This is a genomic window from Vibrio sp. 10N.286.49.E11 (genome assembly GCF_041469505.1).
Lineage (GTDB): Bacteria > Pseudomonadota > Gammaproteobacteria > Enterobacterales > Vibrionaceae > Vibrio > Vibrio crassostreae_C.
Genome location: NZ_JBFRKQ010000023.1, coordinates 1554 through 14887 on the forward strand (window position 1 = coordinate 1554; position 13334 = coordinate 14887).

Annotated in this window: 8 protein-coding genes and 1 pseudogene; 2 read left to right on the plus strand and 7 right to left on the minus strand. The window is 43.2% G+C overall.

All coding sequences use genetic code 11. The features are described 5' to 3' along the window. Positions 1 to 5514 (plus strand): Ig-like domain-containing protein (locus AB4167_RS03600; RefSeq protein WP_372136141.1); only part of this gene is annotated, 5514 nt, incomplete at its 5' end. Between the two features lie 85 nt (positions 5515 to 5599). On the opposite strand, the gene AB4167_RS03605 is transcribed toward AB4167_RS03600, so the two are convergent. Further along, positions 5600 to 6793, minus strand: coding sequence for a class I SAM-dependent methyltransferase (locus tag AB4167_RS03605; protein WP_372136142.1), 1194 nt, complete (start codon positions 6791 to 6793; stop codon positions 5600 to 5602). Between the two features lie 128 nt (positions 6794 to 6921). Then, positions 6922 to 8346 (minus strand): annotated as a pseudogene (locus AB4167_RS03610) (methyl-accepting chemotaxis protein). A gap of 88 nt (positions 8347 to 8434) precedes the next feature. Here AB4167_RS03610 and yccX point away from each other — a divergent pair. Beyond that, a complete protein-coding gene (gene yccX / locus AB4167_RS03615) occupies positions 8435 to 8722 on the plus strand; it encodes an acylphosphatase (protein ID WP_017059706.1) in 288 nt (95 codons plus the stop codon). Positions 8723 to 8781: 59 nt separating this feature from the next. Here yccX and AB4167_RS03620 read toward each other — a convergent pair whose 3' ends face one another. The 5 genes from AB4167_RS03620 to AB4167_RS03640 all read right to left on the minus strand — a co-directional run bounded on the left by AB4167_RS03620 (position 8782) and on the right by AB4167_RS03640 (position 13311). Next, entirely contained in the window at positions 8782 to 9111 is a 330-nt protein-coding gene (locus AB4167_RS03620; RefSeq protein ID WP_017057205.1) for a TusE/DsrC/DsvC family sulfur relay protein, read from the minus strand. A gap of 160 nt (positions 9112 to 9271) precedes the next feature. Continuing rightward, complete coding sequence (locus AB4167_RS03625; RefSeq protein WP_017057206.1) at positions 9272 to 9937, minus strand: Bax inhibitor-1/YccA family protein; 666 nt, start codon at positions 9935 to 9937, stop codon at positions 9272 to 9274. 282 nt (positions 9938 to 10219) lie between these two features. After that, positions 10220 to 10984, minus strand: coding sequence for an amino acid ABC transporter ATP-binding protein (locus AB4167_RS03630; protein ID WP_017059704.1), 765 nt, complete (start codon positions 10982 to 10984; stop codon positions 10220 to 10222). A gap of 22 nt (positions 10985 to 11006) precedes the next feature. Next, positions 11007 to 12104, minus strand: a complete 1098-nt coding sequence (locus AB4167_RS03635) for an amino acid ABC transporter permease (protein ID WP_017059703.1) — start codon at positions 12102 to 12104, stop codon at positions 11007 to 11009. A gap of 1 nt (position 12105) precedes the next feature. After that, positions 12106 to 13311 (minus strand): amino acid ABC transporter permease, encoded by a 1206-nt coding sequence (locus AB4167_RS03640; RefSeq protein ID WP_017066316.1) that lies wholly within the window; start codon positions 13309 to 13311, stop codon positions 12106 to 12108. Positions 13312 to 13334: the final 23 nt, after the last annotated feature.

Here is a 13334-nt window from a genome sequence, read left to right on the forward strand (position 1 = left end):
GTCATCATCGATACCGAAGCGGCGGCGACCATCACAATCGATGATGATATCGCAGGCGACGACATCGTGAACGCAGCGGAAGCGGCTGGTGACGTGACCATTACGGGTACCGTGGGTGGTGACGCCAAACCTGGTGATACCGTGACGTTGACGGTGAACGGCAACTCAACCGATTACACAGGCACGGTGAAAGCGGATGGCACTTACAGCATCAATGTACCGGGCAGCGAGTTAGTTGCGGATGCGGACAGCACCATCGTGGCGAGCGTGAGTGGCACCGATGAAGCGGGCAACCCGTTCACGGCGACGACAGAGGCAAGCGGTGACAACAAAGACGGTGGTTACGAGGTTGATACCGATATCAGCAAACCGACCATCGATCTGGTGGCGTCGAGCGACAGCGGCGACAGCGACACAGACAACCTAACCAATGACAAGACGCCGACGTTCTCGCTGGGCAACATCGATGACGATGTGGTGGCAGCGGGCATCGTGGTGCTCAAAGACGGCGTTGCCCTAGAAGGCACGCTGACCGAAGAGCAAGACGGCACTTGGAGCTTCACGCCGAGCGCCGACCTGGCGGATGGCACTTACGACTTGAGCGTAAAAGTGACGGACGATGCGGGCAATAGCGCGACGTCGACCGAGCTTGAAGTCATCATCGATACCGAAGCAGGAGCAGGTATAGATATCGATCAAGTTACTGGTGATGGTATTGTTAATGCTGAAGAAGCTTCATCTGATCAAGAGATAACAGGTAAAGTTTCTGGTGATGCAAGTGAAGGGGATACTGTACATATTTACTTGGGGGTTGGAGATAGCAAAGTTCTTATCGGTTCGACGGTAGTTCTTGCTGACAATACGTTCAAGTTAGTCACACATGGTTCGAATCTTATTATGGGTAACCCTGCAGATCTTACCGCTACTGTGACTGGAAGTGATGATGCTGGTAACGATTTTGTTGCTTCTAATACAGAGCGTTATTTTGTGTTTACCGACATTCCGGAATCTCCTGTGATTACAAATATCTCAGATGATTCTGCAGCTAGTGATTATTCTGAAGTTACATTGCATGGTACTGGTGAGCCTGGCTTAACAATATTACTATTCGATGAAGACAGTAATCAGGTGAATGTAACTCCGATTACAGTCGACAGTAATGGTAACTGGACCACTGATATATCGAACCTGGTTTCTACGTCTGTTAATGACAACGAATTCTTTACAGCCAAACAAGTTGATAATTACGGTAACACTAGTGAATCATCGAATACCGTACATTACTACCATGGCGATTTTGACCCAGCACAGCAAGAAACTACAGATGACTTCGTCTTACTTGGTGGGGGAGGTGATCAATTCAATGCCACTGTAGATGACATTGATAACAGATTAGTTGTTGATGGTGGAGATGGTACAGATACTGCTGTGTTTGATTTCTCTTTGGACTCGGCTTCAGTGACACTTAATGCTGATGGTTCAGTGTCAATCACCGAAAATAATGGTGATGTGAATACTTTCATTGAGTTTGAAAACTTTAATTTTACTGATGGCGGAAAAACTGTTGAAGAGCTATTTGCTCCTTCGGTCGTTATCGTAAAAGATGAAGACGATATTATTAACAGTGACCGAACTATGGTTTCATACAGTGTATTGTTACCTGTTGGTGTTGAAGTCGGTGCTACCTTGACGGTTCAAGTCGAAGGGCAACTGACTGAGACTAAAGTTCTTACTCAAGCTGATATAAATTCTGGGTCTTTATCATTTGATGTAGATATGGACACGGTTGTAGATGGTGAACTGAATGTTTCTGCTGAGTTAACATATCAAGATCAACCATCAGGTACTCAGTTTGTTGGGACAGATGCGTTATCTACCAATATCGATCCTAGTGCTTCTAGCTTTAGTATTGAATTAGGTACAGAGCAGTCAGTACAGTTCACGTTCGATTCTCACGTAATTGATGCTGAAGATGATTTAAGCAGTACTGATAATAAAGATGTACAACTTTCGATTATTGATCTTCCTGAGTTTGGTTCTTTATATGTGGTTGATGGTGATATTCGTACATTGGTTAATGAAAACACAGTTCTAAGTGAAGATTCACAAATCGAATATGTGCTGGATGAAACTGTTAATTCCGATCTCTCTTTTGATGCATCAGAAGATTTTAACAATATAAATGGTTCCAAAACATCTTATACATTAGATAGTGGTGTAATCATTTCTGGTGGTCGCTTCGATGGAGATAGACCTGACTCATCTAGCAATTTAACAGCTGAAACATTGCATTATGATAGTGCGGCTAATGAGTCAGGATTAGGTGTAGGTGACAAAGAGCTTGATGTTTCAACTAAAGATTATATCTCGATAGACTTTACTCAAGTTGGTGATTCTAACGCCACTGAGGTAACAGTAACTGAGGTTAATATCGATTTTGGTAGTGTATGGGCTCACTATGCCGACAACAATTCTGCTGATGCTGAAATACAAGTTATCTTATTTAAAGATGGTGTTCAGGTAGGCAATGACCCTTACATCTTTGATGATGATACTAATTCTGCCGTTTATGATGGAAGCGGTGAATTCACTGCAAATATACAGCTTGGTGGTGGGTTTGATGAGATTCGTGTATACACAGTTAATGGGGACCAATCAAATGGATCGAACTCTAATATCACATTGCAAGGTGTTGAAGTTGTAGATGCGATTGTTTCTGAAAAAATCACTTATGAAGCTACAGATAGTGACAAAGGAACTGATACTGGTGTTATAACCATTTCAACTTCAAGTACACAGGATTCAACAAATAAAGCACCAGTCTTGAATGACTCTCAGTTTGATGCTTCTAATGAAGATCAGGTGGTTAGTTTGTCTCTGGATAAGCTCGATATTACTGATGCTGATGGAGACCAGACATTTATTACAGATGTCAAGGTTGACCCATCATATGGTTCGGTTCAGCTTGTAATAGATTCAGAAGGGCAAGTGACCTCTGCAGAGTTCACACCAGCTTTGGATAAACATTTCGATAGCGTACCGTTTACTGTGACTGTTTCTGATGGAGCTAAGTCGAGCGAAGGTACAGCAACACTTGTTGTGAATGCCGTGGCTGATAAGCCTAATGTTACTGCGGTATTTGGTGATACTTCAAATGTTGTGATTAGTGATGCATTGCATACTAAGCTTGTTAATGCTGATGCTAACACCAGTTTTACTGAAAGTGATTATGCTGAACTTGGTCATACTGTAATGAATCAGTATGGTCAAACAACGGGGACTGTAGGAAATGATTTAATCGTTGGTTCTGATGTAAGCTCTGGTGATAGTTTGATTGGAGATGCTAATACAAACCCAGGAGGTACAGGTTCTGATATTTTTGTTGGCCGTGATGGTGATGATCATCTTTCTGGTGGTACTGGTTCATTGGATGCTGAAAGTGCTATTGATACTGCAGTATATGAAGGTGATTTTTCTGAATACAATTTAACTTTTGTTGGTGACACGACGACACAACATGATTGGACTATCGTGGATAGTTTGAACCGTGATACTCCTGAATGGGGTAGTACTGGTGATAAACTGTATCAAATTGAACGTTTAATTTTTGCAGATGCTATTGTTGAACTTAATGAAGACGGAACATTCAATGTGCTTCAAGATGTTGGCTTTACAGTAACAGCTTCGGTAGCAGATACAGACGGAAGTGAGTACCTAGACGAAGTTAGAATTTCCGGGTTACCAGATTCTGCAGAAATTATTGATAAAGATACTGGTAATGTTCTTGGTGGTTTCGTAACCGTTGGTGATGAATCTGTCTGGGTCATTGATATTGAAGGTGACACTACACAGCATATTAGCTATGACAATCTTGCAGTAAGAGATAGTTCAGGTGAACAGTTAGATGTTGATGTTGAAGTCGTTGCTGTAGATGTGAATGAAAATGTTTCAACAGCGAGTACTAGTGTTAATGTTGCTGAAACTAACGATATCATGGCAGATCAAGGCGGGAGCGTACCAACAACAGTCATTACTCTGATTATTGATTCTTCTGGAAGTATGGCAAGTACTCCGAGTGGTCTAAGCGATATGAGAATTGAGTACGTATTGCAAGCGTCAATTAATCTCTTGCAAAACGTGGCTGATCAAGAAGGCAGTGAAGATGTTCTGGTACAGTTAATAGACTTTGATTCTGGAGCGACGAATACTGGTTGGAAGACAGTAGCTGAAGCTATAGCTATTCTTACCACCGCTCAAGAAAAAGTAGATGAGAGAAATTATAACGGTATCTTCGATGCGCAAGGCGGAACGGATTATGAAGATGGCGTAGAGGCAGCAATCGCTGGTTACAATACTAACCCAGTTTCAAATTTGTCATCTGACGATACCAATGACGTTGTTTACTTCTTAAGTGACGGTCTAGACAATGGCGATTGGGACAGTGATACCAACAGCGATTGGGACAGCTTTATTGCCGATAAAGATGTGACTGCCGTTGGAGTCGGTAGCTCAGATAATGTGCCTGAGAGTGGTCTTAAAGAAGTCGCTGGTAACAATGGTAAAGTTGTTTATATACCAGACTCTCTAATCACAACGGAATTACCAAAACTTCGTCCAACAATCGGTATTGCTGGTTCGTTGTTGCTATCTCTATCTGGCCTAGATGCAGTAGCAGTAATGATTGATGAGAGCAAAGCGTCAGTGATTCAGAAAGTCGATACTGATGGAAACACCATTAACCTGCCAACAGGTCTAACATTTACCAAAGACAGTGTTGGGAATGAACTGGTTGTTGATATTGGTTACGGAGAATTTCGAGTTGCACAAGATGGTTCATACTATTTCCAACCATCAAGTGACAGCACAGCAAGTGACACCGGTAAAGCGGTTGCATTTGAAATCCTTGTAACTGTAGAAGACAGTCAAGGCGCTCAGTCACAGCAACTTATTACATTAAATCTAAGCCCTAGTGGTGAGGTGAATGTTGCACCTACTTCTTCGTTTAACGCATCGACAGGTGATGATCAGTTCCAGGGTACTGAACAAGATGACATTATCTTAGGTCATGCTGGTAATGATGTACTACTAGGGGCTGCGGGCGATGATATCTTACTCGGTGGCGACGGTAGCGATATCTTAATCGGTGGCTTAGGTGATGACATTCTAACTGGTGGCGACGGTGATGATATCTTCAAGTGGGTTGATGAACCTTTGAACAACTATCGAGACGTTATTACTGACTTTGAAGTGGGCAGTGACCGTATTGATTTGTCTGAACTCCTTCATGATGAAAATACAATGGATGATGTTCTTGAACATTTGTCAGCTAAGATTAGCGATAACAACCAAGACCTAGAGTTAACCATTACTAATGATCAAGGTTCTCAAACTATAGTATTGCAGGGCCAAGCAAGTAATCTTAGTGGTTTTGACGTCGATTCTTCTGGTGTTTATTCCGGTGATGAATTGACGAATTTAGTAAATTCACTAATGACTAACCTACCAAACTCTTAATTCATGAATAACAAAAAGGGCCGAAAGGCCCTTTTTTAATATGTCTGTTTCGTCATATAAAATAATAGAGTCAAAAGCTCAAGGATTAAATAACCTTACAAGCAAAACCTTTCAGGTAGAAACCTTCTGGGTAGGCTGTGTCTGTTAGATGATCGGCTGCTTGCTCGAAGCGCTCGACGAACTTAACCGTTCGGCCTGCATCTAATGCTGCATCAGCGATGATTTTTTGGAACAAATCAGTACCCATTAAGCCAGAGCAAGAGTAGGTGAGTAGAGTGCCGCCTGGTTTCAGGATTTGCATTGCAAGCATGTTAACGTCTTTATAGCCGTTGGCGCCTGAAGTTAGGTTATTCTTGCTTGAAACAAATTTTGGCGGATCCATAATCACTACGTCAAACTTAGTGCCTTGATCACGGTACTCACGAAGCAGTTTGAAAACGTCAGCGTTTAGGAATACAGCGCGCTTTTTCGAGATATCAAACTCATTAAGTTCAGCGTTGAATTTAGCGGTATCAAGAGCAAGTTGAGATACGTCAGCGTTGATAACACGCTTCGCGTCGCCTTTAAGTGCGTAAAGGCCAAAGCCACCTGTATATGAGAAACAGTTAAGGACATCTTTGCCTTTAACGTACTTCATCGATTCTTTGCGGCTATCACGTTGGTCCATGTAGAAGCCTGTTTTGTGGCCTTCCATAATGTTCACGCTGATTTTAACGCCATTTTCTTCAATCACGATAGATTTTGGTGGCTCTTCACCATGAAGAACGCCGACAACTTGTTCTAGGCCTTCTTTCTTACGAACTGCCACGTCTGAACGCTCGTAGATGTTGCAGTCAGGGAAGCACTCGATTAACGCTTCAACCAATACGCTTTTGTTAAACTCAGCGCCAGCACTTAGCAGTTGGCAAACAAGAAAGTCTTGGTATTTGTCGATTGTGATACCTGGTAAGCCATCAGACTCTGCAGCCGTTAGGCGGTAGCCCGTTAGACCATCACGTTCGATAATGTCTTCTCGTAAAGACTGTGCGTCTTGAATTCGTTTTACGAAGAACGCCTTGTTGATCTCTTCTTTTTCAAATGTCCAAACACGAGCTCGAATTTGAGATTCTGGTGAGTAAGCCGCTTTTGCAAGCCACTGACCATTTTGAGCATATACGTCTACAGTTTCACCTTGTTTTGGTTCGCCTTCGACCTTATCGATACCGCGTGAAAATACCCAAGGGTGTTTGCGGCGTAGTGATTTATCTCGGCCTTTAGCTAGATGAATTGAAGGAGTCATAATTTACTCTGTTTGTTGAATTTGAAGGAGGGGTATTGTCGGGGAAGTGCAGGTGAAAAGCAAATAAGAAAGGGCTGCAGAAGCAGCCCTAGTAATGATTAATCAACACATTGTGGTGGATATCAGTATTAAGCTTTAAGACCTGTCAGCAAACCTTCCATCGTATCGCTTTGTTTACGAAGTTGGTCAACATTGGAATTACTCTTACTGATCATCTCGCAGATACTGTCTGACTGATGACGAATCTCTTCAACACTCTGTGCAATGTTGTCAGCGACTACGCCTTGTTCTTCAGCCGCGGTAGCAATTTGAGTGCTGCTATCTGAAATAGACTGGTTTTTTTCCGCTAATGAACCGATCTCGACGTTCACTTCTGACATCAGTGTTTGGCCTTCGTTAGCATTGTTCACCGTGACTTCCATCAGCTTGGTCAGTGATTGACTGTTACGTTGTAATGATTCAATCATGCTTTGGATTTCAACCGTTGCTTGCTGAGTACGACCGGCAAGGGCACGAACTTCATCGGCAACAACAGCAAATCCACGACCTTGCTCGCCAGCACGTGCGGCTTCGATAGCTGCGTTCAACGCTAACAGGTTAGTCTGTTCGGAAATACCGTTGATGGTTGTGACTACTTCATCGATCTGCGCCGCGTTGGCATCCAGTTCTTCTACTGCTTGTGAAGCGGACTGGATCTCTTGAGATAGGCTAGAGATAGGCTAGAGATAGACTCCAGTGTATTTGAAACCTTGACTTGACCGCTCTGAGCAACGCCGCGAGCGTCCATCGTTTGTGAGCTAGACGCATGAGCAAGGGTAGCGACTTCGCGAATGGTAGCCGCCATTTGTTCCGTTGCACTTGCTAAGCTATTCAGGTGTTCTTGTTGGTTACCTGAGATGTCTGAACTTTGTTGTGTTGACTGGTTCAAGTCCGAGCTGATCTGCTGCATGAGAGCGACAGACTCTTGGATTGATAGAACCATGTTTTGTTCACGCTCCGCAACTTTATCGATTGTAATCGCGATTTCACTGAACTCGTCACGAACTAAGAAGTAGTTCATGCGGCAAGTTAAGTCGCCATTCGCAAGCGTGTTCAGAGCTTTGTTCATAGAGAACATCGCGCCGCCAATAAAGGTCATGATGTAGTAAACACCTAGTGCGATAAGCGTTAGGGTTACAGCGATGATAGAAACCTGAGTCGTCGATAGAGCAGACCAAAGGTTTTGGTCATGGTTAGCAACTAGGCTGAACGCTCCATTCATCACTGAAACAGAACCAGCACCGTAGCCTAAAGAGATAGTTTCAGAGCTGCTGACAAGCTGAGCTACTTGATATTTAGTGAGTTGACCCGCTTCGATAAGCCCTTTCATCAAGAGCATTTCTTCTTGATAAAGGTGAGCAAGTAAAGAGTCCGCGGCACTATCTAAAACGAGAGTTAATATAACCAGGGCGAGAAGAGGCAATAAGAAGAGTAGATAGAACTTTTCTTGGATTTTTAGGTGAACGGTGTTTTTCAAGATATTTGTCAATCCAACGAAATGGGATTTCTTTCATAATCGTTATACTCGAAGTAAGTCCACCAATAAGCGGTGAATGAATAGAAACTCGACTATATCATTCATATAATTTATGAGGCAACGTTATGGAAAGTTCACAATATATTTTTGTCGTGTCAGGCGTAGTTCAATGTGTTGGGTTCCGTTACCACACCAGTAGGCAGGCGCAAGCTATGGGTCTCTCAGGTTATGCAAAGAACTTAAATGATGGTCGAGTTGAAGTGTTAGTTGTCGGAGAGAGTCAGCAAATTGAGAAGTTACATGCTTGGCTCTATATTGGCCCTTCGAGCGCAACAGTAGACAACGTTGTGATGCATCAAGTTAAAGATAGTGAGCGCCAAGACGTACGCATAGGGGCGTTTAAAATACTGTAGTTGTAGCACTACAGTATTTTATATTGAACGTAACTTAATGACCTAAAGCGGGTTAGGTTTTACAAGCACTTTGCTGGTTTAGGTAAACCGGCGAGCTTGGTCGCTTGTTTTGCAGGGCCTTTTTTGAATAACTTGAAAAGGTACTTACTATTGCCTTTTTCTGGGCCGTGAGCTTTTTCCATTGCTTTAACGAGCATGCGAACCGCTGGTGAGGTGTTGAACTCTTCGTAAAAGCTCCTTACAAAATGTACGACTTCTAAGTGTGCATCTGTAAGTTCAATCGCCTCGTCTTGAGCAAGAATTTCAATCATGCCTTCTTCCCATTGCGTGTAATCCAATAGGTAGCCTTGAGCGTCGGTTTCGATTTGCTTGCCGTTATATTCAAACATGTTTAATCCAGAATCCAATTAACTATGCGGATAGGGTACATGACCAAGTTTGTCTTTCTCAACAGAAATTGTAGCTATCCAATGAAATATCGTACTTATAGATACAAAAAAGCCCAAGAGGTAGGCTCTTGGGCTAGATATTCTTCAATGATGGGAACGATTAGTCGTCGCTGCCCATGATGCCTAGGATGCTTAGTAGGCTGATGAAGATGTTGTAGATCGATACGTACAAGCTGATCGTTGCAGAGATGTAGTTTGTTTCACCGCCACGAATGATGTTTTGCGTTGTAAGCAAGATAACACCAGTCGAGAACAGGATGAACATACCGCTCATTGCCAATGATAGTAGAGGCATTTGTAGGAAGATGTTTGCAACCATACCTACAAGTAGTACTACGAAACCAGCTAATAGCATGCCATTAAGGAACGACAGGTCACGCTTAGTTGTTAGTGCGTAAGCTGATGCGCCCATAAACGCCAGTGCTGTACCGCCAAGTGCAGTTAGGATGACATCACCCATGCCTGCGCCAACGTACATGTTTAAGATTGGACCGATGGTGTAGCCTAAGAAACCTGTAAATAGGAATGTGAAGACTAGACCCATGCTGTTGTCACGGTTCTTTTCTGTTAGGAAAAGTAGGCCGTAGAAGCCAACTAGCATGATAATAAGACCCGGGCGAGGAAGGTTCATCGCCATGGATACGCCTGCTACAACAGCAGACCAAAGTAGTGTCATAGACAGTAATGCGTAGGTGTTACGCAACACTTTATTGGTTTGCAGAGCACTTTCTTGAGATGCTGTGCGTGAAAACATAGGGCTGTTCATAATCTTCCTCGTAAGGTGACTTCAATAGTTATTAGTACATTTATGGGGGTGAAAGTTCGAAAAATCAAGTCTCTCATTCCTCTTGTATACGTAAAATAATAATCAAAATAGTCGGTTAAGTGTTTCTGAAGGTGTAACAAAGTATTTCTTAAAGTGCAGTTAAGGTTCGTTGTTCAATTTTAATCGCACTGAATCGCTGTTTATAATCTTGAAAAACTAATTATAACACTGAAAACAAAGAGGCGACCTAAGCCGCCTCTGTAGTTTATGCATCATAACACATTAGTGGTGTAAGATTTGGCTTAAGAAGTTCTGCGTTCTGTCTGATTGTGGGTTTTCAAAGAAATCGACAGGGTTGTTCTCTTCTATGATTTCACCGGCATCCATGAAGATAACGCGATCCGCGACCTCTTTAGCAAAGCCCATCTCGTGCGTTACACAAAGCATCGTCATGCCTTCTTCTGCAAGCTCAACCATTACGTCTAACACCTCACGAACCATTTCTGGATCGAGCGCCGACGTTGGCTCATCAAACAGCATCACTTGAGGGTTCATACACAAAGAGCGAGCGATAGCTACACGCTGCTGTTGACCACCTGAAAGCTGACCTGGGAACTTGTCCGCTTGCTCAGGGATTTTTACGCGCTCTAGGTACTTCATTGCAATCGCTTCGGCTTCTTCTTTTGGCATCTTTTTGACCCAGATTGGAGCCAGAGTACAGTTCTCTAATACCGTCAGATGTGGAAACAGATTGAAGTGTTGGAAACACATGCCGACATCTCTACGCACGGCTTCGATGTTCTTTAGGTCTTCCGTTAATTCATTACCTGAAACGAAGATATGACCTTTTTGGTGCTCTTCTAATCGGTTGATGCAGCGGATCATCGTTGATTTACCAGAGCCTGAAGGGCCACAGATAACGATTTTCTCGCCTTTTTTAACTTCTAAATTGATGTTCTTAAGTACGTGGAATTCACCGTACCACTTGTTCATGTCTTTCAACTCGATCATAAGACCTTGAGAGTTGTTTTCTGTCTGCTGCGTCATAATACGTCCTTGATCTTGTTAATTATCGTTTGTGACCGGTGTGAAGTCTGTTTTCTAGCCATATCGAATATCTCGACATGCCAAAACAAAACACCCAGAACACTAACGCGACAAATACATAACTTTCTGTTGAATACCCAAGCCATTCAGGGTCGGTATTCGCGGCTTGGCCAATTCCTAGTACATCAAACATACCAATAATCAAAACAAGACTGGTATCTTTAAACAAACCAATGAAGGTGTTCACAATTGAAGGAATCGTGATTTTAAGAGCTTGAGGTAGAATGATAAGCCCGGTCTTTTTCCAGTAGCTTAACCCCAGAGCATCAGCTGCTTCGTATTGGCCTTTTGGTATTGCTTGTAGACCACCTCGAATTACTTCGGCCATGTAGGCTGCACTGAATAGAACTACCCCTACAAGTGCTCGAATGAGCTTATCGGTTTCTGTCCCTTCTGATAAAAAGAGTGGCAGCATTACTGAAGCCATGAATAGAACTGTAATGAGCGGTACGCCACGCCAAATTTCGATGTATACGGTACACATACTGCGAATGATCGGCATCTCTGAGCGACGCCCAAGAGCAAGTGCAACACCAATAGGGAGTGACACTACAATACCAACAAGTGCGATGACCAGTGTAACCAATAGGCCGCCCCATTTATGGGTATCAACAACTTCTAACCCAAAGACGCCACCGTATAGCAAGCCGGCAATGATAAATGGGTAGATGTTGACGAAGAACAACCAAATCCACGTACGTTTAGGTGTTTTTTCATAAGCCAGTAAGGCTACAAAAATGGCCAACGTTGCGTAGAAGAGGCGAGGTCGCCACAGTTCAGCTTCTGGGTAGAAGCCATACATGAATTGGTCCCAACGAACGCTGATAAAAACCCAACAAGCGCCTTCGCTAGTACAGGCATCGCGTGTGGTTCCTATCCAGTCGGCACTGATGAATGCCCAATCCGCTATTGCCCATAATAGGGTGAAAGCAAAGTAAGCAAGAATCACAGTGACGACGCTGTTAATAGGTCCATTAAATAGATTTTTTCTTAACCAACCGACTGGCCCAACGGTATTCGCTGGAGGCGGAAGATCAGGTTGAAATTGATGTGTACTCATCTTATCTCTCCACCAACGCTACTTTGCGGTTGTATATGTTCATTAGAGCGGACGTTAATAGGCTCAAGGTTAGGTAGACGCCCATTGTCATCGCGATTACTTCGATAGCTTGTCCAGTTTGGTTAAGTGTTGTTCCTGCAAATACAGAGACAAGATCAGGATAACCAATGGCCATCGCAAGTGATGAGTTTTTGGTCAGGTTTAGATACTGACTGGTTAGTGGTGGGATAATGATTCTTAATGCTTGTGGAATAATGACAAGCTTTAGAGTTCTAGAACGTGGGATGCCTAGAGACATCGCAGCCTCAGTTTGCCCATGGTTTACCGCGTTAATACCTGAACGAACAATCTCAGCAATGAACGCTGCTGTATAGATACTTAAAGCGAGCATCAATGCAGCAAGCTCAGGGATTATCGTAACACCACCCTTGAAGTTAAACCCTTTCAACACAGGGTAATCTGCAGAGATAGGCATGCCCATAACAAAGTAAGTTATCAACGGTAAGCCTAAAATCAACGCAGCTGCAATTCGCAACATCGGTGTTTGTTGGCCGGTCAGTTTCTGTCTGTTCTTAGCCCAGATGTTGATAATAAACGTAGCGATAATACCGACAATCAATGATGCGATGACAATGCTACTGCCTTGCTCAAAGACTGGAGCAGGGAAGTACAACCCGCGTACGTTCAAGAAAATTGCTTCACCTAGACTCATACTTTGACGAGCAGAAGGCAAGGCTTGTAGAACGGCGAAATACCAGAAAAAGATTTGTAATAGCAGAGGGATATTTCGGAATATCTCAATGTAGACAGCTGCAAATCGGCTAACTAGCCAGTTTGAAGAGAGTCTAGCGATACCCATACTAAAGCCCAGCACTGTCGCTAGCATGATGCCGAGTACTGAAACCAAAGCGGTATTGAGAAGACCGATAAAGAATGTACGACCGTATGAGAAGGTCTCGTCGTATTCAATCAGTGTTAAGCCGATACCAAAACCAGCTTCTTGGGAGAGAAAATCAAAACCAGTGGTGATACCACGGGAATCTAAGTTTGTGAGTGCATTATTTACAATCGTGTAAAAGAAAGCACAAAGCGCCCCGACGGCGATAATTTGGAAAATGATGGAGCGAAAAGTGGGGTTGTAAAATAAGTTGGCACTTTTGGGCTGTGGCTTTGCCTGAGCTGGAGAAATAGTTTCATTAGGTTTCATACTACTATAACCTCAAATCCATT

Bases quoted from the DNA above. Each gene is read 5' to 3' on its own strand.
- AB4167_RS03605 (WP_372136142.1), bottom strand. From the start codon at position 6,793: ATGACTCCTTCAATTCATCTAGCTAAAGGCCGAGATAAATCACTACGC.
- yccX (WP_017059706.1), top strand. From the start codon at position 8,435: ATGGAAAGTTCACAATATATTTTTGTCGTGTCAGGCGTAGTTCAATGT.
- AB4167_RS03620 (WP_017057205.1), bottom strand. From the start codon at position 9,111: ATGTTTGAATATAACGGCAAGCAAATCGAAACCGACGCTCAAGGCTAC.
- AB4167_RS03625 (WP_017057206.1), bottom strand. From the start codon at position 9,937: ATGAACAGCCCTATGTTTTCACGCACAGCATCTCAAGAAAGTGCTCTG.
- AB4167_RS03630 (WP_017059704.1), bottom strand. From the start codon at position 10,984: ATGACGCAGCAGACAGAAAACAACTCTCAAGGTCTTATGATCGAGTTG.
- AB4167_RS03635 (WP_017059703.1), bottom strand. From the start codon at position 12,104: ATGAGTACACATCAATTTCAACCTGATCTTCCGCCTCCAGCGAATACC.
- AB4167_RS03640 (WP_017066316.1), bottom strand. From the start codon at position 13,311: ATGAAACCTAATGAAACTATTTCTCCAGCTCAGGCAAAGCCACAGCCC.